This window comes from Novosphingobium sp. PASSN1, from assembly GCF_002278815.1.
Genome location: NZ_NKIS01000022.1, coordinates 1 through 22,253, shown reverse-complemented (window position 1 = coordinate 22,253; position 22,253 = coordinate 1). Strand labels below are relative to the sequence as shown.

Below are 22,253 nucleotides of genomic sequence, written 5' to 3'. Positions count from 1 at the left end.
CTCGCCTTGAATAGAAAAAGACCACCGTTCCCGCTGGCTCCCGGGCAAACTAGCCCACCAACCGGACATACCTTGCGGCAAGTGGAACGATACGGACGTTGGTGGATGGTAGCGGAGGAGGGATCCAAATATTCAGCTCAAACAACTGATAAAATCTATTTTTATTGAGTATTAACGCAGACTACCCCCATCAATACCTCCGCTCGCCCATGGTCTGCGATGACGTGTTTTTATTTTTCGGCGGCCAGAGTGCAATCTGTTGCAGTGGGGTATTTTTCCAGCCATTCCCAACCAGAGTTACCGGATGATCGAAGGCTTTACGTTAAATAGTTGGCTGAGCGATCGGCTCCAGGAGCCGACCTTGGTTGAACCAGTTACCCCATTCAAGCGTGGCTTATTCGACCGCTTCGAAGCTGCGCCATGGTCAGCCCGATGGATCACCTCAGCTTAGTAGAGGCCGTTGATCGTCTTTGCCAAAGCGTTGTCATAGTTGTCGCCGGCGCTGCCAACCGAGGGCTCAATCCCTAATTCGGCGAGGCGCTCGGTGTACTTGATGGACACGTATTGCGATCCACGATCGCTATGGTGGATGAGCCCGCCACAGAGGGACGGTGACGTGATGTCGTGGACGACCTCCGCACAAGCGTAGCTGTGCAAAGATGTGGTCGTTGTAGGTCCACGTCTAGGAGTCGTTCAATGGGGCAGGAGGTTGTCACCGTCGGATTGGATCTGGCGAAGAATGTATTCCAAGTGCACTCCATCGCGGACGATGGCGCATTGCTAATACGGCGCAAGCTGCGTCGCTCCGAGGTGATCCGGTTCTTCGGGGAGTTGCCCCCTTGCCTGATCGTCATGGAAGCCTGCGCATCGGCACAACACTGGGCGCGCGAGCTAATCGCGATCGGCCACAAGGTGCCCCTGATGCTCGAGCGCAACCCGACCAAGATCGCGACGGTGGTGCTAGCCAACAAGACAGCCCGCATCGCCTGGGTCGTGATGACGCAGATGGAGGTCTATGCCATCGCCGCATAGATCGCTCGACACTGGCGTGAAGGGATGCGTTGGAGCACCTCTGTAGTAATGACCAACCGGTCAGACCGGGGGTTGATGAAATCCAGAGGGTCACAGCGCTTCGAGCGCACTGACGTGATTAGGGAGCCAGCCTGCGGACTTCATCAAGGCCAGCAGCCATCAGGCGCTGCACGAACAGGCCGAACGCATGGATGCACCCGACCGAGGTCTTCATTGCCGAAAAGCTCTTACGCAGCGGAGGTCGTCCACACATGGACCTACAACGACCACATCATCGCACAGCTATGCTGGTGTGGAGGTCGTCCACGACATGACGCCAGGCCGGCAAGCATAGAACCGCCAGATATTAAATGAAATTCACGTAGAATCTCGATAATTTTTAAAAATTATATTAATATGCAATTATATAATGCACATTCTTCGATCTAATCACCCCTTCGGCGTCGCTTGGCGGTGAATGTTGCGGAAGCTGCGGCTCTTAAACAGCCACTTTCCTTCGCGCTTAACACAAAGATCCTCATAGTGCCCGCGGTCACGCAGCGTAAGGCCGCTCTGATCGTAGATTTCAGAAGTCCAGCTGCGGACCCGCGCCGTATCGCCTTCCACCTCGATCGAGCCAGGCCAAGCTTCGAACATGATACCGGGAAAGCCCTTCATTGCCTCCACCCACATCGCCACGATCGCCGGGCGGCCGCGAGTGGTGCCGATTTCGGGGTAATCGGGGAGCGACCATTCGGCATCCTCGTCCCAGGTCGCACCCCACGCTTCGGCATCGCATAGCGTTACTGCATCGGCATAGGCATCGAGCAGTTCGCGGATCGCGATGCGGTCTTCGATCGGGCCGGTGAAGGGCATAGTCGTCTCTCCTGCACATAATTTATCCAACGTGACACTAGCTTCAGCCAATCCGCGCAGCACCTGTGCGATAAACGAGGTGCACACCGCGAGGCTTAGCAAACTGCTAGGCAGCGATCGCGTCTTTCCGTGCCACTACCGGGCGCGGGAGAACGACTATGAACGGCGTGTGGGACTATATCATCGTCGGTGCGGGTTCAGCGGGTTGTGTGGTTGCCGAACGGCTGAGCGCCGATAGCGCCACGCGCGTGCTATTGCTCGAAGCGGGCGGCGAGAACGGGTTCTGGAACCGGCTGCCCAAGGGCGTCGCCAAGCTCGTCACCAACCCGGACAAGATCTGGCTCTACAACGTGACCCAGCCGCGCGAATCCGGTGCGCAAGCGGGCGGCGAAACCGGCGAATTCTGGATCCGCGGCAAAGGCCTTGGCGGTTCTTCCTCGGTAAATGGCATGATCTGGAGCCGGGGCGAGCCCGCAGACTACGACGCGTGGGAGCGCGACAAGGGCGCGACCGGCTGGAACGGCGCGACCATGACTGCGGCGTTCAAGGCGCTGGAGGACCACGCTGCCGGCCCGTCCGAACTGCGTGGCAGCGGCGGACCTGTCCACGTCGATCCCGCGATCTACACCTATCCGCTCGCCGATCAGATGATCGCGGCGGGCACCGCTCTCGGCCTGCGCCATGTTGACGATCTCAACGGCAGCACCGGTCCGCGTGTCGGGCTCTACAGCCACAATATCCACCATGGCCGCCGCCAAGGCGCCGCCGACACGTTTCTGGCACCCGCGCGCAAGCGCCGCAACGTCACCGTCGTCACCCATGCCCTGGCCCAGCGAATCGTGTTCGACGGGCGCCGCGCCGTGGCGATCGAGGCAGATGTCGCCGGGCGGCCGATGCGCTTTGATTGCGCGGGCGAGATCATCGTATCGGCAGGCGCCATGGAAAGTCCGCTTCTGCTTCAGCGTTCGGGCATTGGTTCCGCTGAACGGCTGCAGCAGGCGGGCGTCGCCGTGGTCGCGGAATCTCCCGACGTGGGCGAGCGCATGATCGAGCATCTCTCGATCTCGCTGCCTTACCGCCTGGAGCGCGGCAAGGGCACACACCGCAGCTTCCATGGCCTCGGCCTTGCGGCTGCGATGGCGCGCTATTTCGTGACGCGCGGCGGGATCATGGCGACGGGCCCCTTCGAGGTTGGCGCCTTCTGCAATGTCCACCATCCCGATCGACGTACCGATGCACAGCTCTATCTCGGTGGCTACACATTCGCGCTGGGCGACGAGAACAACCCCGTCCCGCTCGACCAGATCGACCGCCGTCCGGGTGTCACGATCTATGGCCAGCTGCTTCGCCTCACGAGTGAGGGCAGCCTCGGCATTACCGGTCCCCGCGCCTCTGATGCGCCGGAGATCATGCCCAATTTCCTTACCACCGAAAACGACCGGCAAAGCGCGGTGGCGCTGGTGCGCAAGATGCGTGCCTTCATGGATTCGCCGCCGCTGGGTGACCTTCTTGGCGAAGAACTGCTGCCCGGCCGCGGAGTGGAAAGCGACGAGGACATTCTCGCCGCGTTCCGCCGCTATTCGCAGTGCGGCCTACACGCCATCGGCACCTGCCGCATGGGCAGCGATAACCGCGCCGTGGTCGATCCGCGCTTGAGAGTGAATGGCGCCGAAGGCCTGCGCGTTGTCGATTGCTCGGTCATGCCGGGGCACATCACCGGCAATACCAATGCACCGGCGATGGCTCTCGCCCTGCGCGCGGCAGAAATGATCAAGGAAGACCGGCGGACCGCAGTCTGAGGCCGACCGGTTCAACGACTGAGCGAGATATATCCGAGCTGCGCGGCCTTGAACACGGTCTGGCTGCGCGTCACCGAATTGAGCTTGATCGAGGCGTTGTGGATGTGAAACCGCACTGTTGCCCGGCTGCGCGCCATGATCATGCTAATCTCGAGATCGGTCTTGCCGACCGCAGCCCAGCGCAGGCATTCCACCTCGCGTTTGGAAAGCCGGTTGCCTGGCGGCAGCGCCTGAACGGATCCTTTCACATGGACATAGCTCGCAATGAAGGTCCGCGCGTAAACACCCAGCGCATCGCTGTGATCGTGGAACAACTGCGTCAGGTCGATCAGATACCGGTCGATCGGATTGAAACTCACTGCGCCGATCTGACCGAAGGGCAGATGCACCGGCACAACAATCGCCGCGCGGGTCATCGCGCGCTGCTCGAACTCGGAAAGGTCGATATCGGCGAGGTAGTGGTTGGGATGGCGGGTGCGAAATCCGTCCGCGTTCACCCAAAACGGCTCGCTCTCAAACCGGCATGCCGTGGTGATCGGCGAATTTAGCGCAATCCGCGCATTACACCACCAGACCTTGCCCTCCTGCCAGCCGAACACATCGCGTGCGAGAATGTTGTCTTCGACATCGACCGGCGTGCGCTTGTCGGCAATGTTGTGGGCAGGGGCTGCACGCAACCCTATCTGCAACGCCAGAGTGTGCAGTGCCTCGGCAGCCCGCCGGATATCCTCGGATCCGCTGATCCGTACCGAGTTGATCGTCTCGATCGACAGGTCCATAGCGTTCCTCTTCCGTCGACGTCCTCTAAAATCACCCAGCGGAGGAGGCAATCCACTTTTGCTTGCTTGGGCGCGATAGTGAACACAAACGCGCAGCAGAGTCGGCACAGGGTCGGGCAGCCTCAGTCGCAGGCCTAGGTGATGAAGAGATCCGCCGCCTTGATCGCGGCGATAGACTCGAAGTCTTCGAACACGCAGGTTGGCACGCGCGCGTCCTCGGCCGGCAGCTTGAGCAATTCGAGCCGGGCGACGTCCATATCGCGCCAAACGCCGCCGCACATCAGCACGCAGCTGCTCCGGGGCGGATGCGCCTCCTGCCCTGTTCGCTCATTCCTGTGCTGTCCCAATCCTGCTGGCGCAGCCAGTGCACATCCGGGGACTTTGCCAACCCTTGTGGCGCGGCCCCCCGTCCGCGTCACCCCCGCGCAATGCATAGGTTACAGCGGGCATGGTGTTACGTCATTCTTCCTCGGCACCTGCTGAAAAGTGACAGGGTTTCAGCACGGCAGCAGCGGGAGAGAACGGGAACATGAGCGAATTTGGCAGCCAGCGGCTGAAGGGACGCGTTGCATTGGTATCAGGGGGTCTGCGCGGGATCGGCGAGGCTTGCGTGGTGCGCTTCCTGGCCGAAGGTGCGGAAGTCGTACTGACCGATCTCGATGCCCCCGATAGCGAAGCCGTCACCGCGGCGCTTGCCCGGCATGGCCAGGCGGCGAGCTACGTCCGGGCCGATGTCACCCGCGCCGAGGACTGGGAGCACACCCGCGCCCATGTTGAGGCGCATCATGGCCGCCTCCACATCCTCGTCAACAATGCCGGCACCGACCTGACCGGCCCGGTCGAATCGCTGACCGACGAGGGTTGGCGGCGGATCATGGCGATCAATGTCGACGGCGTGTTTATGGGCACGCGCGCCTTCGTTCCGATAATGGCGGCGAGTGGTGCCAATTTCAAAGGCGGGGCCTCGATCATCAATGTCAGCTCGATCATGGGCCTTGTCGGGATGAGCGAGGTTTCCGCCTACAATGCCAGCAAGGGCGCGGTGCGAATGTTCACCAAGGGAATCGCGCTCGAGTTTGCGGCCAAGGGCATGCCGATCCGCGCCAATTCGCTCCATCCCGGCTTCGTCACCACCCCGCTGCTCCAGCAGGGTTTCCAGCGCTGGGTCGATAGCGGTGCCGCCGAAAAGGCGCAGGACCTCGTCGACATGGTCGCGGGCCGCACGCCGATTGGCCGCCTCGCCGATCCCTCGGAACTGGCCGCCGCCGCTTTCTTCCTCGCCAGCGAGGACAGCTCCTATATGACCGGCGCCGAACTGGTGATCGACGGGGGATGGACCGCACAATAACAATAACGCTCGACAGCGTATGCTGAATTCGATCCTCAAACGCTATGTCGAGCCCAGCGCGGGCAAAAACGGCGAGGCGATGATTGCGGGCAAACAACCTGCGCCGCCGGATAGGCCGCGTCGGTCGCCCCAAGCACGGCGACATCGACCTTGCGGTCTCACTAGCCTTGCTTGCTCTTCACTCGCTCCGATCCATTCTGTTAGCACGGACCGCCAGACGGGAAAGTCATCCCGCAAGCGCGCCAGAGCCGATTTCTCGCCTGCTGTGCAGCGGCGTCAGTCCTTGCCCAGCACCATGTCGTTGAGCAGCTCATGGAAGCGCTGGATGCGCTTCTCCTGCATCGGCAGGATACAGCCCTTGAAGCCGCGCGAATTGAGACCCTGCTGCTGGCTGGTGCCGATCGAGAGATCCTGATCCGCGACGAAGCCGAGCGTCACGCCCTCGCCATAACGGGTATGGTAATGCGCCGCATCGTGGCGCAGCGGCACCATGCCGATCGGCGTTTCAACTTCCTGCATCCCCTCCACCGGCGGATAGAGGCACCAGTGCTGAAAAATGCACTTCTCGGGGTCGGTCGGATGCGGCTCGGTGCGCAGGATCTGGCATTGTTCCGGCGACATCGTCAGCGTCAGGTTGGGGAACATCGTGCAGTGGAAATAGTCGACCAGCTGCTGGTCGGTCATGTCGGGATAGTTGGCATAGCCCCGCTCCGGCCCGAGCTTGCGCTTGGCCGCGATCACTGCCGCGCGGATGTCGCCGGTGCGGCCATTGTAGTCCGCCGGATCGATCCCCCATGCGCGCGCGATATCGTCAAGCGGGGCAGGCACTTCTGCGGAATGAAAATCCTTCCGCGTCGTCGCCTGATGGCCGATCATCCACATCGCGTTGTGCCCGCTGGGATACATCTCGAACAGCGTGGTCGGCAGCCCATCGTTGATAAAGGTCGCCAGCTCCGGATGGATCGTCGGAAGGTGATAGCTCTCGTTGAAATTGTCACGGATGATCTTCCAGTTGAAGTCCGCATCCGCCGAGAGGTTGAGCACGCGCACCCAGTTCTCGAGCCCGTAGTTCTTGAGCCGCTCCGGGTAGGGATCCAGCCATGCGAGCAGCGGCTTCACATCATCGTCCATGCACCAGAACACGAACGGGCCCCAGGTCTCGCAGCGCAGTTCGGTAAGCTTCACCTTGCCGCAGGGGTTGCCCCCCCCGAAGTCGTCGGGATCCTGCACGGCGGAAAGCGTGCCATCGAGATCGTACTGCCAGCTGTGATAGCCGCAGACGATCTTGGGTACGCTGGCGACATCGCCCAGCACGAGGCGATTACCACGGTGCGGGCAGGTGTTGTAGAAGGCGCGGATCGAACCGTCCTCCTGCCTGACCATGATCACAGATTCCTTGCCGAAATTGTGGCGGACGATATCGCCCGGTTCCTCGAACTCGGCGAGGACCGCTCCCAGATGCCAGACCTTGGGCCAGAGGTGCCGGTTTTCGAGCTCCATCCATTCGCGCGAGATGTAGCGGTCGGCGGTGATCACATCGCCGCGTACCGGCATGTCGAACTCGGGCGAATAGCGCGAGGTATTCTCGGGAGCATTCATGGCACAATCCTCGTCATGCTCTGGCCAGGCGTTCTCGCCATCGGGCGATCCTGAGCATTTCCCGTGATGTAGCGCGGCCGGCGGCACCGGGGTACCTGCAGCTTTGGCTAGCTCACCCGGAATAAACTGTGACGAAGGCCAGTTTACCGAGACCCGGCGCTCGTCCAGAAGACCGCGCAAGTTTGGGGAGAGAGCCATGATCAACCGCCGCATCGTTTTGGCCGCGCGCCCGCAAGGCGTGCCCACGGCTGATACGTTCCGAATCGAGGAGGCGCGGGTCCCGGAACTTCGCGAAGGCGAAGTGCTCCTGCGCAACCGCGTCTTCGCGATCGATCCTGCCGTGCGCGGCATGCTCGATGATGTGAAGAGCTATCTGCCGTCGGTACCGATCGGCGGGCTGATCCCCACAATGGTGCTCGGCGAGGTCGTGGCCTCCCGCAACCCCGATTTCCGCGAAGGCGATTTCGGCCGGGCCTTCATCGGCTGGGAGAACTATTCGGTCATCGCGCCGAATTCGGTCGCCTTTGAGAACGTGTCGGTCGCGCCGGACTTGCCGCTCACCGTCTACATGGGTGCCGCCGGGTGGTCGGGCATCACGGCCTATGTCGGGCTCAAGCGCTATGGCGAAATGCGCGAGGGCGACGAAGTTCTGGTGAGCGCGGCGGCCGGTGCGGTCGGCTCTGTCGCCGGACAGGTCGCGCGCCTCTGCGGCTGCCGGGTGATCGGCACCGTGAGCACCGCCCAAAAGGCGCGCGCAATTGTCGAGGATCTCGGCTTTCACGGTGCCATCGACTACCGCGCCGCACCGGATCTAGGTGCCGAGATCGACCGGCACTTCCCGTCCGGCATAGATCTCTATTTCGACAATGTCGGCGGCGCGACGCTCGACGCGGTGCTGCCCCGGATGAAGGCCTTTGGGCGTATTCCGGTCTGCGGCATGGTCTCCAACTACAACCACCAGACCGATCCCTACCGCATCGCCAATATCTGGCAGGTGCTGGTCAATCGCATCACCATGCGCGGCTTCCTCGCCTACGAGGCAGCGGACCTGATCGAGGAAGCGCAGGCCCGGCTGACCGGCTGGATCCGCTCGGGCGAACTTGTCGCCACCGAAAACGTTGCCACGGGGATCGAAGCTGCGCCTGAGGCATTCATCCGACTGATGTCCGGCCAGACTTCGGGCAAGACACTGGTCCGGCTCGACGACGCCGTGACAACACTTGCCGATTGGCGCGTACCGGGCGCCGCCTGAACTTTCCCTAGCCCCAACGCGACCGGCCGCGTCACCACACCGCGCCAATTGTCGTGCACGCACTCTCAACCGGAGAATGGGTGCGTGATGGATCTGGGGCTCAAGGACAGGAAGGCCATTCTGGTCGGCGCCATTGGCAGGATCGGGCGCAGGGGCCACGCTGAAGCGCCAAGTGGTTCCGCCAACTTCGGCGAGGGCAGTGATGCCGGTTGGCATGCCGCGATGCAGGACGATATCCGTCCCATGCGCTGCGGCAGCGAAGGCCTCCATCGTCAAGTCCGATGCAGGCTCGATCATCCGCATCATCACGACCGGTGCGGTCGAGCCCCTCAGGGGCATGCAGCCCTACAATGAGCTAGAAGCGGCATGCCCCATTCATCCGATCTGTCGCAGACGCTCGCGCTGCAGGACGCGCGCGTCAACTGCATCACGCCCGGTCGAGCAATGACCGAGGATAGCCCTTGGACTGAGCTCAAGGACAACATGGCCCCCCTTTTCGAGAGCCGCATGGCCAATATCCCGATGGGCCTGAACGCCATCGGCGAGAAAATGGCGCGGGCATTCGTGTTCGGCGCGTGAATTGCCTGCAAGGCGATGGCAGATACGATCATTGCCCTCGATGGTGCCTAAACCAGGCAGATGCAGTCCTGATTCGAACCAAAACACTCATTCCAACTCGCCAACCTGTGACATGTCGCAGTTAACTCCCTCCTGCGCTGCATTGCATACGCGCAGCCGACATAAGAAACGGCGGCATGCATGCCGATCCGGGGGGAGTTGATAATCATGCGTTCTGCGTTTGCCCGCAGCTCGGCTGTTGCCGCGCTATCCACATTTGCGCTCTTCGGTTTCTCGGATGCTGCCCTTGCACAGGCCGCAGCAGATGCCGGTGCCTCGGCAACTGCAAGCGGCGACAACGGCGACAGCGGCCAGATCATCGTTTCGGCCCGCCGACGCTCGGAAACGCTGCAATCCACTCCGATCGCGATCACAGCGATCAATACGGCCGCGCTTGAGAACAAGGCCTCGGTCAATATCGGCGACCTTCAGGGCGCAGCGCCGGGCCTGCTCATCACCCAGCAGAATTCAGGCGCACAGGCGGCAAACCTGTCGATCCGCGGCCTCACTTATGCCGACGTCGAAAAATCGCAGACCCCGACCGTCGGCGTCGTCATCGATGGCGTGACGATCGGCACCAACACTGGCCAGCTGCAGGATACCTTCGACATCGGCCAGATCGAAGTGCTGCGCGGGCCCCAGGGCACGCTGTTTGGCGCCAACACAATCGGCGGCGTCATCAGCATCGAACGCAGCAAGCCGACGATGCAAACCGGAGCCAAGGCTGAGATCAGCTATGGCAAGTGGAACACTTGGGCGGGCAAGGCGATCATCAATCTGGGTGACGGCCACAGCTTTGGCGTGAAGGCCTGGTATTCGCACAATGCTTCGGACGGCTACTATTTCAACACCACCTCCAAGACACGCACCGGCGGGAGCAAGAGTGACAGCTACGGCGCCTCGTTGCTGTTCAGGCCCGACGGCTCGCCCTTCGACGCGCAGTTGACTGTCGAAAACCTCGAACAGTCCTTCGTGCCGGTCAATGTCAGCCTGACCAAGCCCGGCGAAGCGTTCTACGGGGTCGCTACGCCCATCAAGAACATCGACGAAATCTCCGGCCTCCCGACCTATGCCACCTACAAGGCACCGGCGGCAACGCTCCGCATGAACTACGAGATTGGCGACGTGAAGCTGACCTCGATCACCGGCTGGCGGCACAGCAACGAAAGTCAGACGCAGGATTTCGGCACCAATTCGCTCTACTATGTCCTGCGTCAGCAACAGTATACGCAGTGGAGCCAGGAGCTGCGCGCTTCCGGCAAGATCGGCAGCACGTTCGACTACGTAGTCGGCGGCTTCTACTTCAACTCACACTACAATTTCCTGCAATACACCACCATTGGCGGCGGCAATGCCCTGCTCAACGCGGCTGATCCGGCAAAGATCGCGCCGGGTTATCAGATCGAATACGCCAAGACCGAATCCTATGCCGGCTTTGGCGACTTCAACTGGGCGTTTGCTGACAAGTTCCGTCTGAGCTTCGGCGGCCGTTGGACGCATGACCTCAAGATCCTGAACAACGGTTTCCAGGGCGCACCGTTCCCGCCGGGCAAGGCGAACTTCTCGAAGTTCACCCCCAAGGTGGGCATCGACTTCCGCCCCAACAACGACACCTTGCTCTATGCCAGCTGGACCCGCGGCTATCGCTCCGGCGGCTTCAGCCCGCGCGCTGGCGACGCGATCCGCGCCCAGGTTGCCTTCCAACCCGAAACGATTGACAGCTACGAGATCGGCACCAAGCTCGATCTGCTCGATCGGAAGCTCCAGCTCAACGTCGCCGGATTCGTTGCCGACTACAAGAATACTCAGCAGAACCAGACGATTCCCTGCACCTGCGCAACCGGCAACCAGACCATCACCGGCAACGTGCCCGGCGGTGCGCTGATCAAGGGCATCGAGGCGGATGCGACACTGCGCCCGGGTGCGGGCTTCAAGTTGACCGCCAGCCTGTCGCTGATGGATTCCCACTTCCGCAACTATGTCGTTGGTGGGCTCAATCCGGCTGGTGCCATTGTTCCGTTCGATTTCACCAACAACAATCTCATCTATGCCCCCACTTTCAGCGGATCGCTGGCGGGTGAACACAGCCTGCCGACCAGCTTTGGAAGCGTCGTGACCTCGCTCCAGTGGCGTCATATCAGCCCTTATGACCAGCAGATCTCGATCGCTGGTGTTTCGGGCAATCTCGCCACTGGCCCCATCTTGGTCAGCGGCAACGATCCCCGTGTCCGCACCAAAACGCAGGATTTGCTGGATGCCAGCCTGACCGCAAACTTCACGCTCGGCGGTGCTGATGCCTACGTGCGGGTCTATGGCCGCAATCTGGCCAATGTCCAGACGACCACGGCGTCCTTCACGGTTGCCCAGTCAGTCACAGCTCCGGGTGGGGTAACCGGCCTTTGGGCCTTTGCCTCGGCGCTTGAACCGCGCACCTTCGGCGGCACGCTCGGCGTCAAGTTCTGATCCCAAGCAATAATTTCTGAACCATTAAGACTAAAGAGGCGCGGGCATCGGCCCGCGCCTCTTTAGCGTTGCTGAAGACGAAAAAAATACGCTGCAATCAAACTTTATCTCAAGACTACACTGAATTACCTTTAGTGCATTTTTCGATCAATCTAGATCATATCCGCATGAGCTGAAGTAGTTGACGCATTCATCTGGCTGGAAGATGTCGATGAGCCTTCTGAGTAGCCCCAAATGTTCTGACGACGGACAGGTGCCGTTTGGCTGAACGAGCAGGAACAGCCCCTCGCTATCGGAGAGCTTGTAAGCCCGGTCGGTTGGCTTCGCATTTCGGGCCTGAGTCTCTGTGAGAGGCATTGGGGGTATCGCTCCTTTCCGGCACTCCGCGAAAATACCCCCAAATTACCCCCACACCAAATCTGGCTGCATGGGGACGGCATCGGGCAAATGCGGACGCGAATCACCCGCAACCCTCTGCTTTCTCTTGAATTTTCGGAAAAATGCGGAAGCGCTTGGAAGCTACCGGACCCGAGGTTGGTAGCGGAGGAGGGACTCGAACCCCCGACACGCGGATTATGATGCTAATGCTGGTCCAAACCGACTAATGATTTCAATGAGTTATCGATGTCGATTCTGGGCCGTGTCTGACGCCGTGCCACTTTACCGTTTAATTTCAGATGCTTGACCGTCAAAACCGTGCAGCACACCCCAAGCACCTGACAACAGCGTTTTCCAGCGGCTGACAGCCCCAGAGCGCATTGGAGGCTGCATAGCTGTTCTGACGCTGCTCAGGGAGTGTCATGGCGTTCGTCGGGCAAATTTGACCCACTTCACGAATGGTTGTGTGACGCGACTGATTGCCCCCCACATCAGGTCGCTTGCTGCGGCGCGCCCTGCACCATCACAAACAGTCAGTTTAACAGACCATTCCCGATCACGTGGGGCGACGCGCTTTCACCTTGATACCTTCGATCTGCTTTGGGTCCATCACCGGAAACAAGCCCATGCCTGCATGCTCAACAATGTGCTTCGCCTCCTTGTAATAACGGCTGACCGTTGCTGATTTGCGATTTTTGGTGTCCGTATCGTTGGGATCACCATTTACCTGAATGCCCGCAGCATCAGCGATTTGATGAAGCGAAAGGTCAGGTTGATCGCGTCGGATGCGATAGACACGGTAGCGTTTGTGCAAAGCTGCCAGCACCGGTTTGCCGATGACTGGGTAGCGGGCGCGGCTTACCCCCTGTTCCGATTTGAAGGCATCAGCGTTCTTGCTCAGCAGCTTTCGTAGGCCCGCTAAAGTCTGCTCAATGTCACCACGAAACGGGATGGAGACCAGCAAGCGATCCTCCAAAGCTTCCTCGGAAATTGGCGGCATCACCACTTCTATGCCACTTTCTCGGGGCTCGCAGAACAGATAGCGGCCCTCAGTTTCCCACCATTCGCGGAAACCCATCTTGAAAACCCGCCTAAAATCGAAGGCGACTGTGCCGGGGCGTGGTCCAGCGCCAGACATCAAAAAGTCGCGGATGGCTGGATTTTCTCGAACGAAGAGCCACCAGTAATAATAGGCCGAACACTCCCAGCCAGCAGCTCCTGTGAAAGGTGGCTTGGGCAATTTCCCCAGTGACACGTCGTCAGGCATTTCGCGTTCCATGAACGGTGGCGCCTGACGAAACACGAAGATCGAGTGGTTCTGCCGATTGAAAAGCACCTGCTTGTGCATCTGTCCCCCACCTGCGCCCGTATCGGTTCGTTCAATCGCGACCTTAACACCATAGCGCCGAGGCAAATCCAGCCAAATCCGAATCACCCGCGCTTCTGACATTTGGGTCAACGGCACAGCAGTTCCGCTGCGTCACATCCAAAGCCCCGCATATTTGCCGGGTAGGTTAGAAGGACTACCTAAAATGATTAATACCAACACAAATGCCATCACCCTCGACAACGCGCTGTTCACACTCAGTGATATTGAAACTGCACGCATAAACTGGGAAGCGGGCAGCTACAAAAAGAGCAATGAAGAACTTTACAGCGTACTTGATCGTTGTCAGACTTTTTATCAGCAGATCAAGATTATGAAAGCAGGTAAGCGCAAGCTTATCAAGACCATCGACGTAATGCTGATCGAACGCGGTATGCCGTCTCAGAAAAACACAAGCCTCACCACAAAGGTCGTGCGCTTTGTTTTCGGGGACTGTGGCAAGCGAGCTTTCACATATGCCACCGTCATCAATGTCGCAGACCTCGAAAAGCCCGACACGCAGAGCATGCATGCCTTCATTACTGATCGCGGCGGAATCGAAGAAATTCGCAAGACCGCTAATGGCCAGCCTTCGCAGAAGGAAAAGCGCGCAAAACTGATCGAAGGCGGTGAAGAACGTGTCGCCAGTGCTCAACCCCTCCTTGGGGGTATCACACTCATCGACGATCTTCAGCCCGACAACGACAACGGGCTGGAACTCATGGCGGTGCTGATGCGCAAAGACGCAGATGGCACGGGCAGCATTGTTTATCGCTCGAACAACGAGACGATCATCAACTCGCTGCTCGCCGCGTACGAGCGCGACGCAATCGCTGACGATGAGAATGCGACGACTGATGCTGCGCCGGGCAAGGCAGCAACGTCTCGTGCGGCCACGATCAAAGAAGCTGCTGCGGTCTAACTAGCAAAACTCAGGGTGGGCCATTGCGCCCACCCTCCATCTATCAAGGAATTTATCATGAAAAACAATCACAAGTACAATCCCAAAAAGGTCGACGATCTCGTCATTGGCGATCCAGACACCCGCCAACGCATCGCCGAATATGCCGCCGGCATTCGCAACGAAAATCTAATTCTGCATGGGCCAGCCGGCACAGGAAAGACCACTGCTGCGTCGGTAATCGCTGGCACTCGCTGCGGCGATCCCGATCTGGCTAGCACTTACATTGGCGCAGATTTCACCGCTGACACGTTCGACAAAATTCTCAATGATTGGCAGTGGCAGCGCATCAGGGGCGTTGAGGTTCCCACTGTCATCATCGACGAGATCGACCAAATTAAGCCCATCGATCAGTACCGTATGCGACGCTTTGTCGAGCAGCACACCTGGGGCAGCATCATCGGTACGACCAACAGGCACTACACCATGGATGGTCCGCTCGTTGATCGTTTCGATCAGGTGGAACTGCCGCCCATTAGCACTGATGCGTGGATCGAGCGGGCGAGCACCATCCTCGATGCCGAAGGCGTTTCTTACACGCCTGACATTGTGCGCAGCATTGTTGCGACAAGCAATGGCAGCATCCGCGACACCATGCGCGCAATCGACGACTACGTGATCGCGAAACGCAACGTCAATCAGTCGGTTTAACCGACTAACCTGCGCGGGTTCGAAGCTCGCCACACACCAAAACCAACAATCTCGGTCTGCACATTTCGATCAGCACCCTGCTGTTCGAAGATGGGCAAAGCTTTGCCCTGTGCAGACCAATTTATCAAAAAAAAGGAATATTGTAATGATTTCAATAAATGTAAAGCCGAAAACCGCACAGATCGGAGGCATAGATTTTATAATGTCTGATGCAAATCAAAGCGATTTGATCAGGCTTACTCCGATTCTGAAAACTCTCATCAACCATGTTGATCTTAACTTGGCGACATGGAGCTACGACACCTCAACTGAAATGCTGATCGCGACCGCCATTCATGATACGCTTTTCGTAGATCCGGCACTCATACTGCCAATCTTGAATTGTTCTTGGCAGGCTGCCGAGAAAGCTATTGCAAACTACAATCTGGTCGGCCTGACAAATATCAGCCTCACCAACGTGGAGCTTTACACCAAAGACTTCGAGTGGGAATCAGTTTTCGACATCCCGGGATTAACCCGACTAATTTAGTCTGCGAACCCAGTGCAGCCGTCGGCAAGATGCGGGCGGCTGCATGTTCGGTATCCCACTGGATAGTAGGCCACCGCCTATCTCGATGCCAGTAGCTAAATAAGAGTATGAGATTTTATGAATTTTCCACGTTGAAGCCGATCAAGCCCCTGAACCCGGCGCAGTACGCCATTGCCTCCAAAAAGCGTCAGGTGGATCAAGCGCGGGATAGCTTGAAGCGCGAGAAGGATGCGCAGAAACGCAAGAAAGAGCAGGAGACGTACTGGAATAAGCTGCGCAAGGGCAAAACCATTCCGGCATAGGCTGTGACTAGTCGGCCATAAATCAGCGACAGCAGCATTATGCTGCTCAGACCACAGCATTCTTGCGCGTTTCCGCATCAAGCGTCGTTGATTTGAGAACGGATTCCATCAAATATCTGATTTTATGCGATTTTATCGCCTTTCCGGTAGGCCGCCGGGTCGCCTGACCATATACTGCCATCATCGACAACGACGATGAAAGGCAGGCCAAATGAGCCAGTTTGCAAAGTTTACGCTGAAGACGTTGGATCGCCCCCAATCCAACAATCACATTGAGCATCGGCGCAGCCGCCTCATTGCCGCCATCGAAATCCAGAAGCTGGTGCTGGCGGCAGCCATCAAGGGAGACAGCTATACGCTGCCCGTTAAATCCGAAGGCAAGCAGCCCAAGGCGGTCCGCGCATGGTTCGTGGCGCAGGACGGCGGCTACTATGTTCAGTGCCGGTATGGTGCGCGGCCATTGCTGCTCGATGGCACCAGCAATGCCCTGTTCGTCAACAAGCTCTCTGAGGTTGGTGCGGCACTGGCGGCATTTGAAGCTGCCACGAAATCCGGCGAGCTTGATGCAGCCATTGCGGCAACCTCCAAGCGGAAGAAGGCCTAATGGCCGCCGACGACGCTGCAAAAATTGCCGCGCTCAATGATGCTGCCCGCACCACGCTCACCGGCTGCCGCGTGGTGATCACGCAGGGCATTGCCAACTTGGGTGATGTGGGCCAGATTTTTGAACGGGTCACCAGCTACACCGACTTCAATCAGCAAAATGATCCTCATGGCGAGCATGACTTCGGCAGCTTCGAGTGTGCGGGCCAGCTCGTGTTCTGGAAATTCGACTACTACGATCTTGATCTGCTCATGCACTCACCCGATCCAACCGATCCCACGGTGACCTGCAGGGTGCTGACGGTGATGCTGGCCCAGGAATATTGACTGCGTTGCACAGGGTTCCGCGCAAATGCGGGGAACCCATGACCTGCAAGATTGCCCCTTCCTAGATTTCGGATCGCGCAGAAATTGCAGCGCGGATTTTCACGTGCATGCATGCCTTTCCGGTTGATCGATTATCCTTATGAAAATAATATGTTAAAATGGACCCTTGGGCTGATTTCTTAGAGCCACATCGCTTTGCTCTGCTGATTGATTTGCGCGTGGCACTGCTCGCTCAATGACAGGAAACGCCGCCCAAGCTCGCGGTGATCGGTTTGTTTAACCAACTGATTGCCGTAGTGCTGTAGCTTGCTTGCGCAGATGGCGATGGTGGCCACGCTGGGCTCGGTGCCTTTGAACCGCACGGAACGCAGGTAGCATTCGCTGCGCCCCAGCCAATCCCTGCTGAATTCGCCTTCGTTCGCCACCACATTCATGCCGCGCAGCATGTCAAATATCTCCGTTAGAACCGTTTTCTCCATGTTTTTTGCCTCTGTTACTAAATAGCTATGAAGGCAGAGCTGCTTGAAACTGCACTGTATTTAGCGCCCGACTGGGCAAAACAAACGAGGCAAAGGCTGGCGCGCCGACTGATATGCGCTGCTGAATCCGTTCTTGGCATGGCCGCAAGGCATTGTGACGGTAGGCAAGGAATTTCTCGTTATTCCGCTTCTGCGCACTACCCATCATGCGAACCATGCTGGATGCCTTAAGGTTGTCTCCCCGCAGGTCAGAGGAGAATATAACTTGCGCAGTCGTAATGGTGGATAGCGCAGAAATGCGCCAATTTTTCAGGCTTAAAATTTTTATGGCTGAAGTGAGTGGGATGCCACAGTACCCCACAACGTCACCGGCGAGAGCTACCGATATGGGCTGCTGGTGATGTGCGTTTGACGAGCACGTAATGAGGAGATCGCAAAACCTGCCTCCCTTGGTTTATCCAAGTTGTGTCCATATCGGTTGTTTGGGTACCTCAGCGAAAGGTCCGTAACAGGGGTCACGCCGGAAACGGCGTGGCTTGTTCCTCCTAGCGAAAGGCCTTTGGGATTAATCAGATGAGAAAGAAAAATACCGAACAGCGTCAGCTGTGAGGAGATTGAGCTTCGCGAAATCCTTCATGCATCCCCGCAATATCCACATGGCATCCGTAATCCATGTTGGATATTGGCGTCACCTGATTGATCGGTCACATATCGCCAATGATCCACTTTGAGCCCATAACCGATGATGAACCCGAGCTTGTGCATTCCCCCATGCTCAAGGCGGCATTGCTGACACTGGGCTATATCGAGGCAAATGGGCCGATTGGATTGACCCCATTGAAGGCGCTCAAGCGGTATTTCGTGGCTTGGGCAGCTGAGGCATTCGATTGGCCACATTATACGGCCGCAGAGCTGTATGACATGAACAAGGTGCTCAATGAGCCAGATTTTCCGCCGTTAATGATCCTCCACGATGTGCTGTTGAGCGCGAAGCTGGTCAGGCATTACAAGGGTGCGATGCAGGTCACGAAGCAGGGCAAGCAGCTCAAATCGCATCCGGCGGTGCTGTGGATCGTCCTGGCCACGCACCTGCTCTGCGTCCTCGATCACGGCCAATACACCCGATATGGCGATCAGCTGGACGGCGACTGGGGCATATTGCTGGGCGTCATCAATCAAGAAGCACAGGTGGCTGTCACCAAGGAACGGCTTTGCGCAGCACTGTTCGGGGTCAGTGAAAAAGAGATGCTGCGCGACTACCGCCTGACCGGCACGCTCTACATCCATGTGCTGCGGCCACTTTGCTGGGCGGGGTTGCTGGAGGAACAGCGGAATGGTCGCGGTCTGGAACGTACACGGCACTTTGTAAAAACACCCTTGTGGGCTGCGGCACTTCCCATTGCGCGAGCAAACGACGAAGCAGCGCCCACCCGGCACTAACCTAATGAAATCGTACTTCTATTAGGTTTCAGCTTACCTCGTTGAAATCATTGATGGCTTTGCAGATCAACGACCGGTTGCCCGCACATAACCTAAGAATATATACCCATATAACTGATTATATGAGGTTTTTAGGAAATGAAGCAGGCGCGGACACTCAATGAGGCAGAGCTGAAGCTAGTCATGGCGCACTGCGCTACGCGGCGACATGCAGCACGGGATAGGGCGATCATTATGGTCAGCTTCCACCTCGGGCTTCGAGCCAAAGAGATAGCGGCGCTGACCGTTTCAGATGTGCGTGGCGATGATGGGCAAATCCGCAGCCAGTTCACATTGGGCGCTGAGCAAACCAAGGGCGGCGTGACGCGGACTGCGTACCTGAACCAGAAGCTGCGCCGGGAACTGCGTTCATTCGTGCCCCAGACAGCCTTGGCCACTGATCCGCTGTTCCCAAGCCAAAAGGGCGGACACTTCTCGCCGAACACCATGTGCCAGCTGTTCCTCGACATATACGCACAATGCGGCCTGACAGGTGCGTCCAGCCATTCCGGCAGGCGCTCGTTCATAACCCGGTTGGCAAACAAGGGTATCAACGTCCGCTTGCTTGCCGCTCTTGCGGGTCATTCCAGCATTCAGGTCACGCAGCGGTATATCGACGTGAACCCCGATCAGCTGAGTGCCGCTGTTGAGTTGCTCTGACTGACGACGAATGGTCGTGTGACACGACCGTTCACGGCAGCACCCCAGCCAGCTGACGGCTCTCATGGCAACGGAGTAGACGGCTGCAGTACAAATCGTGCCATACACCTCCAGCAGAGCGAACCAGAATACAGCCTACCAACAGCCTTGAACATCTGGATGCCTGGCGCAAAACTCATCGGCCTTTTTCATCTGATCATCTACATAAGCCTTACCTTCCGAGCTCAGATTGTCGTATTTTTCTTGAGTGTCAGACGCCATGCTGTTACGGATGGAAGACGAGGAACCGCTGTAAGTACTACTAGATCCGGCACTGTATCCACCGGAGCCGCCAGCGTCAGAGGCCACGTTGGATTCTGAGGCTCTGGAGGCAGATGGCGAGCTAGGTTTTAGAAATACATACCCCAATAAAGCTAATAACATCAGGGCAAGTATGATGCCACCAAGGCCACTACTCCCGCCAGAATTTTTTACCCCACCTCCACTGGATAGGTGCGAACTAGAACTCCCACCCTTTTTCAACTCCTCAAATGCAAGGTGTGGGCTGATGTATTTTTTAAGAATAACTCTCATCTCTTCAGCCTCAGCCTGAGATAAGACAATCTTTGATATTTCGACGATCGTGTCATTAGAAATAGGATGATCAAGCTGCGATTTAGAGTGAAATGGAAAAATATTTTTCAAATCATCCCCCAATTCCCAAACTCTGGAAATCCAACCGTTATCTTTAACCTCTTGGCCCTCTGATAAATATAGCTTACCATCCCGACGAAAACAATGATATCTGTTTTCCAATAATGGCGCATATAAATTCACAAGAGGGAGAATTTTTAAAATCTTTTCTAAAGAATTCATATAATTCCATATAGTCATATTTCTATTTTTATCATTAGATAACAATGTTTCACGGTAATAATTTGTCTCTTTCAGAAATTTTCGTTCTATAATTTTTTGAAAAACTTCATCATTAGATCTCGGCATTTTCTCATCAGGGATAATGTCTCTAATGTAATTAAATACAACTCTCTCCGTTTGGCCATTTACAAACTGAATTTTCATATATTCAACTAGGTCATCAACCCTCTCTCTCAGTGGAATTGATTCATTGAGGGAAGCGAAATAATCTCTTGCGACCTGCTTTTTTGATTTCTGGTTGTCCGACATTTTTGATGCTTCCCCACTGTTACGTTAGATGCCAAGAGTTTTCATCCGTGCCGAACGGTACTCATCATCACTAATTACACCGCGATCCAGCAAACTCTTTAGCTTTGTCAGTTTCTGCTCAATCTCGTCAGCATCAAATGTCACTTGACCGTTTGGCGACTTCGCAGCCTCCGGCTCGCTTACAGTTTCTGGGCGAGGATCAAATGACCGGCATTTCTTGAATATTTTCAAGGCACCTGCCTTCGAGACGACCGATGACGGTTTAGACTTCGCCCATGCCTTCCGCACCCCATCCTCTGGGATAAGGGCCGAGAAGTATGTTGCGAGCGCATCGACAACCTCATCGGCTGTCCCAGACAATGATGATAGCTGGCGAATTTGGTGGCTGGTGGCCGACAATGCGACCGCGACAACCTCGGCCATTTCGAGATCGCTCTCCACCTCCAGATCGTAGTGCCGCCATTTGATCGTATTGAGGCTGTCTAAGGCGACCTGGAGATGCCGAAAAAACAGATCTATGGCTTTGGCTTCGGGCGGCTTACCGAGATTCTTCGTCAGCTTGAAAATCGGAAATGGCCTCTGCTTTGTTGAACGGCCTTTGATCGGTTCAGGCAAGACCGCGTAAGCGTCAGACTTGGCCTTGGTTGCGGCAGCCGGCAACGCAGCAGCGGATGCCGCACTTCCGACCGGTTGAATTGCTGTTTGAGCAGAGGCGTTCAAGAATCCTCTAAGCTGCTCAAGCTCAAAAATCGAAACGTCGCCAAGCAAAAACTGATGGTTTTTGAATGTGATCGTGATGGTGTAGCTCTCTGAAACGCCATCACGGCCTGCGCTGGCGCCCGATGCGCCAGCTCCTGCGCCGACGACAGTTCCTAAAGGTCCTGCAATAAGAAATCCGAGAATTGCGCCTGCTGCTGCTCGAGGTAATCCATCCCTGCCAGCGACGGCGGCAACGGCAGCGTTATGCCGCATAACTTCAATCTGCCGAACGTTGTCGGTGAGATCGTAGCATTTCCTAGGATAGCCGCGTTCTATCTGCCCATTCAATATCGACCAGCGACCACTGGATTCTTTTGGATATCTAACGTCCATGCTTGACCCCCGGATAAGGGTGATAGGCCCGGTCCAAGCTGTCAATAAGCGAAAAGGCTCTAACGCATGGACTGGCGCGGGCCTCCGCCCTCATTTCCACAATCAGTCGTGTCACACGACCATTCACGACCACCGCCCAGCCAGCATGTCCTTCCTGAGCCGGGGCGTGAGGTGGCTGTAGTGCCGCTCAATCATGGCAATCGAGGTGCCCATCTGCCTAGCCAATGTGTGAACGTCCATGCCATCATTGAGCAAGGCCAAGGTGGCATAGGTGTGGCGCAGGCTATACAGGGTGCGCTGCTGCCCAGTGCGCGGACATTCCAGCAAGCCCGTATCCTTGAGGAAGGCTTTGAAAGTCTGACGAAGGTTCATGGACACAGTGCCGTCAGGCTGTGGACCGGCGTGCAAAAGGGACCCCGTTAGCGGGGTGATCGGCGTCTAAAAGGGACCCCTCATTCCGATGGTGTAGCGGGCCGCCTGGTTTTCCAGGTGGCGAGATCGGGATGTTGGTGGTGGA

The 22,253-nt window shown here is 57.4% G+C and carries 22 protein-coding genes and 2 pseudogenes; 14 read left to right on the top strand and 10 right to left on the bottom strand.

The features are described 5' to 3' along the window. Window positions 1-397 precede the first annotated feature (397 nt). A pseudogene (locus CFE35_RS21690) lies at window positions 398-600 on the bottom strand (IS3 family transposase); the annotation flags it as partial. 96 nt (window positions 601-696) lie between these two features. Here CFE35_RS21690 and CFE35_RS21685 point away from each other — a divergent pair. After that, window positions 697-924 (top strand): annotated as a pseudogene (locus CFE35_RS21685) (IS110 family transposase); the annotation flags it as partial. 537 nt (window positions 925-1,461) lie between these two features. Here CFE35_RS21685 and CFE35_RS21680 read toward each other — a convergent pair. Beyond that, entirely contained in the window at window positions 1,462-1,887 is a 426-nt protein-coding gene (locus CFE35_RS21680) for a nuclear transport factor 2 family protein (RefSeq protein WP_292933884.1), read from the bottom strand. A 158-nt stretch (window positions 1,888-2,045) separates the two neighbouring features. Between CFE35_RS21680 and CFE35_RS21675 the strand changes: the two genes are divergently transcribed. Continuing rightward, window positions 2,046-3,686 (top strand): GMC family oxidoreductase N-terminal domain-containing protein, encoded by a 1,641-nt coding sequence (locus CFE35_RS21675; protein WP_292933882.1) that lies wholly within the window; start codon window positions 2,046-2,048, stop codon window positions 3,684-3,686. 11 nt (window positions 3,687-3,697) lie between these two features. Here the strand turns inward: CFE35_RS21675 and CFE35_RS21670 are convergent, their stop codons facing one another. Continuing rightward, window positions 3,698-4,465: a LuxR C-terminal-related transcriptional regulator gene (locus CFE35_RS21670; protein WP_292933885.1), complete on the bottom strand. Its 768-nt coding sequence runs from the start codon at window positions 4,463-4,465 to the stop codon at window positions 3,698-3,700. 134 nt (window positions 4,466-4,599) lie between these two features. Next, entirely contained in the window at window positions 4,600-4,746 is a 147-nt protein-coding gene (locus CFE35_RS21665; RefSeq protein ID WP_292933880.1) for a hypothetical protein, read from the bottom strand. Between the two features lie 248 nt (window positions 4,747-4,994). On the opposite strand from CFE35_RS21665, the gene CFE35_RS21660 reads away from it, so the two are divergent. Further along, a complete protein-coding gene (locus tag CFE35_RS21660) occupies window positions 4,995-5,813 on the top strand; it encodes a glucose 1-dehydrogenase (protein ID WP_292933878.1) in 819 nt (272 codons plus the stop codon). Window positions 5,814-6,089: 276 nt separating this feature from the next. Here CFE35_RS21660 and CFE35_RS21655 read toward each other — a convergent pair whose 3' ends face one another. Continuing rightward, a complete protein-coding gene (locus tag CFE35_RS21655; protein ID WP_292933877.1) occupies window positions 6,090-7,412 on the bottom strand; it encodes an aromatic ring-hydroxylating dioxygenase subunit alpha in 1,323 nt (440 codons plus the stop codon). A 196-nt stretch (window positions 7,413-7,608) separates the two neighbouring features. Between CFE35_RS21655 and CFE35_RS21650 the strand changes: the two genes are divergently transcribed. The 3 genes from CFE35_RS21650 (at window position 7,609) to CFE35_RS21640 (ending at window position 11,745) form a co-directional block, all read left to right on the top strand. Continuing rightward, complete coding sequence (locus CFE35_RS21650) at window positions 7,609-8,664, top strand: NADP-dependent oxidoreductase (protein ID WP_292933875.1); 1,056 nt, start codon at window positions 7,609-7,611, stop codon at window positions 8,662-8,664. A 366-nt stretch (window positions 8,665-9,030) separates the two neighbouring features. Further along, window positions 9,031-9,243, top strand: a complete 213-nt coding sequence (locus tag CFE35_RS21645; RefSeq protein WP_292933874.1) for a hypothetical protein — start codon at window positions 9,031-9,033, stop codon at window positions 9,241-9,243. A gap of 207 nt (window positions 9,244-9,450) precedes the next feature. Beyond that, complete coding sequence (locus CFE35_RS21640; protein ID WP_292933873.1) at window positions 9,451-11,745, top strand: TonB-dependent receptor; 2,295 nt, start codon at window positions 9,451-9,453, stop codon at window positions 11,743-11,745. A 934-nt stretch (window positions 11,746-12,679) separates the two neighbouring features. Here CFE35_RS21640 and CFE35_RS21635 read toward each other — a convergent pair. After that, window positions 12,680-13,471 carry a hypothetical protein gene (locus CFE35_RS21635; RefSeq protein WP_292933871.1) on the bottom strand — a complete coding sequence of 264 codons (792 nt, stop codon included), beginning with the start codon at window positions 13,469-13,471 and terminating at the stop codon, window positions 12,680-12,682. Between the two features lie 184 nt (window positions 13,472-13,655). On the opposite strand from CFE35_RS21635, the gene CFE35_RS21630 reads away from it, so the two are divergent. From CFE35_RS21630 to CFE35_RS21605, 6 genes are all read left to right on the top strand, one after another. Then, window positions 13,656-14,411: a hypothetical protein gene (locus CFE35_RS21630; protein ID WP_292933869.1), complete on the top strand. Its 756-nt coding sequence runs from the start codon at window positions 13,656-13,658 to the stop codon at window positions 14,409-14,411. A gap of 57 nt (window positions 14,412-14,468) precedes the next feature. Then, the gene (locus CFE35_RS21625) at window positions 14,469-15,101 is read left to right on the top strand and encodes an AAA family ATPase (protein WP_292933867.1); all 633 of its coding nucleotides are present in this window, start codon (window positions 14,469-14,471) and stop codon (window positions 15,099-15,101) included. A gap of 202 nt (window positions 15,102-15,303) precedes the next feature. Then, the gene (locus tag CFE35_RS21620) at window positions 15,304-15,630 is read left to right on the top strand and encodes a hypothetical protein (protein ID WP_292933865.1); all 327 of its coding nucleotides are present in this window, start codon (window positions 15,304-15,306) and stop codon (window positions 15,628-15,630) included. Window positions 15,631-15,761: 131 nt separating this feature from the next. Further along, complete coding sequence (locus CFE35_RS21615) at window positions 15,762-15,932, top strand: hypothetical protein (RefSeq protein WP_292933863.1); 171 nt, start codon at window positions 15,762-15,764, stop codon at window positions 15,930-15,932. Window positions 15,933-16,143: 211 nt separating this feature from the next. Beyond that, entirely contained in the window at window positions 16,144-16,536 is a 393-nt protein-coding gene (locus CFE35_RS21610; protein WP_292933862.1) for a hypothetical protein, read from the top strand. Continuing rightward, window positions 16,536-16,862 (top strand): DUF3768 domain-containing protein, encoded by a 327-nt coding sequence (locus CFE35_RS21605; protein ID WP_292933860.1) that lies wholly within the window; start codon window positions 16,536-16,538, stop codon window positions 16,860-16,862. Before CFE35_RS21610 ends, CFE35_RS21605 begins: the two co-directional genes overlap by 1 nt. A gap of 179 nt (window positions 16,863-17,041) precedes the next feature. Here the strand turns inward: CFE35_RS21605 and CFE35_RS21600 are convergent, their stop codons facing one another. After that, complete coding sequence (locus tag CFE35_RS21600; RefSeq protein ID WP_292933858.1) at window positions 17,042-17,341, bottom strand: DUF6626 family protein; 300 nt, start codon at window positions 17,339-17,341, stop codon at window positions 17,042-17,044. 717 nt (window positions 17,342-18,058) lie between these two features. Between CFE35_RS21600 and CFE35_RS21595 the strand changes: the two genes are divergently transcribed. Then, complete coding sequence (locus CFE35_RS21595) at window positions 18,059-18,781, top strand: hypothetical protein (protein WP_292933857.1); 723 nt, start codon at window positions 18,059-18,061, stop codon at window positions 18,779-18,781. A 138-nt stretch (window positions 18,782-18,919) separates the two neighbouring features. Next, entirely contained in the window at window positions 18,920-19,480 is a 561-nt protein-coding gene (locus CFE35_RS21590) for a tyrosine-type recombinase/integrase (RefSeq protein ID WP_292933855.1), read from the top strand. Between the two features lie 135 nt (window positions 19,481-19,615). Here CFE35_RS21590 and CFE35_RS21585 read toward each other — a convergent pair whose 3' ends face one another. From CFE35_RS21585 to CFE35_RS21575, 3 genes are all read right to left on the bottom strand, one after another. Further along, window positions 19,616-20,644: a hypothetical protein gene (locus CFE35_RS21585; protein WP_292933854.1), complete on the bottom strand. Its 1,029-nt coding sequence runs from the start codon at window positions 20,642-20,644 to the stop codon at window positions 19,616-19,618. Between the two features lie 24 nt (window positions 20,645-20,668). After that, a complete protein-coding gene (locus CFE35_RS21580) occupies window positions 20,669-21,736 on the bottom strand; it encodes an SHOCT domain-containing protein (protein WP_292933852.1) in 1,068 nt (355 codons plus the stop codon). Window positions 21,737-21,859: 123 nt separating this feature from the next. Beyond that, the gene (locus CFE35_RS21575) at window positions 21,860-22,108 is read right to left on the bottom strand and encodes a hypothetical protein (protein ID WP_292933850.1); all 249 of its coding nucleotides are present in this window, start codon (window positions 22,106-22,108) and stop codon (window positions 21,860-21,862) included. Window positions 22,109-22,253 lie beyond the last annotated feature (145 nt).

What these genes read in the sequence shown, in the direction of transcription:
- CFE35_RS21660 (WP_292933878.1), top strand. Translation starts at nt 4,995, where the DNA reads ATGAGCGAATTTGGCAGCCAGCGGCTGAAGGGACGCGTTGCATTGGTA.
- CFE35_RS21630 (WP_292933869.1), top strand. Translation starts at nt 13,656, where the DNA reads ATGATTAATACCAACACAAATGCCATCACCCTCGACAACGCGCTGTTC.
- CFE35_RS21655 (WP_292933877.1), bottom strand. Translation starts at nt 7,412, where the DNA reads ATGAATGCTCCCGAGAATACCTCGCGCTATTCGCCCGAGTTCGACATG.
- CFE35_RS21580 (WP_292933852.1), bottom strand. Translation starts at nt 21,736, where the DNA reads ATGGACGTTAGATATCCAAAAGAATCCAGTGGTCGCTGGTCGATATTG.
- CFE35_RS21605 (WP_292933860.1), top strand. Translation starts at nt 16,536, where the DNA reads ATGGCCGCCGACGACGCTGCAAAAATTGCCGCGCTCAATGATGCTGCC.
- CFE35_RS21670 (WP_292933885.1), bottom strand. Translation starts at nt 4,465, where the DNA reads ATGGACCTGTCGATCGAGACGATCAACTCGGTACGGATCAGCGGATCC.
- CFE35_RS21640 (WP_292933873.1), top strand. Translation starts at nt 9,451, where the DNA reads ATGCGTTCTGCGTTTGCCCGCAGCTCGGCTGTTGCCGCGCTATCCACA.
- CFE35_RS21600 (WP_292933858.1), bottom strand. Translation starts at nt 17,341, where the DNA reads ATGGAGAAAACGGTTCTAACGGAGATATTTGACATGCTGCGCGGCATG.
- CFE35_RS21590 (WP_292933855.1), top strand. Translation starts at nt 18,920, where the DNA reads ATGAAGCAGGCGCGGACACTCAATGAGGCAGAGCTGAAGCTAGTCATG.
- CFE35_RS21650 (WP_292933875.1), top strand. Translation starts at nt 7,609, where the DNA reads ATGATCAACCGCCGCATCGTTTTGGCCGCGCGCCCGCAAGGCGTGCCC.
- CFE35_RS21575 (WP_292933850.1), bottom strand. Translation starts at nt 22,108, where the DNA reads ATGAACCTTCGTCAGACTTTCAAAGCCTTCCTCAAGGATACGGGCTTG.
- CFE35_RS21625 (WP_292933867.1), top strand. Translation starts at nt 14,469, where the DNA reads ATGAAAAACAATCACAAGTACAATCCCAAAAAGGTCGACGATCTCGTC.
- CFE35_RS21675 (WP_292933882.1), top strand. Translation starts at nt 2,046, where the DNA reads ATGAACGGCGTGTGGGACTATATCATCGTCGGTGCGGGTTCAGCGGGT.
- CFE35_RS21635 (WP_292933871.1), bottom strand. Translation starts at nt 13,471, where the DNA reads ATGCACAAGCAGGTGCTTTTCAATCGGCAGAACCACTCGATCTTCGTG.
- CFE35_RS21620 (WP_292933865.1), top strand. Translation starts at nt 15,304, where the DNA reads ATGTCTGATGCAAATCAAAGCGATTTGATCAGGCTTACTCCGATTCTG.
- CFE35_RS21665 (WP_292933880.1), bottom strand. Translation starts at nt 4,746, where the DNA reads ATGTGCGGCGGCGTTTGGCGCGATATGGACGTCGCCCGGCTCGAATTG.
- CFE35_RS21680 (WP_292933884.1), bottom strand. Translation starts at nt 1,887, where the DNA reads ATGCCCTTCACCGGCCCGATCGAAGACCGCATCGCGATCCGCGAACTG.
- CFE35_RS21595 (WP_292933857.1), top strand. Translation starts at nt 18,059, where the DNA reads ATGATCCACTTTGAGCCCATAACCGATGATGAACCCGAGCTTGTGCAT.
- CFE35_RS21645 (WP_292933874.1), top strand. Translation starts at nt 9,031, where the DNA reads ATGCCCCATTCATCCGATCTGTCGCAGACGCTCGCGCTGCAGGACGCG.
- CFE35_RS21585 (WP_292933854.1), bottom strand. Translation starts at nt 20,644, where the DNA reads ATGTCGGACAACCAGAAATCAAAAAAGCAGGTCGCAAGAGATTATTTC.
- CFE35_RS21610 (WP_292933862.1), top strand. Translation starts at nt 16,144, where the DNA reads ATGAGCCAGTTTGCAAAGTTTACGCTGAAGACGTTGGATCGCCCCCAA.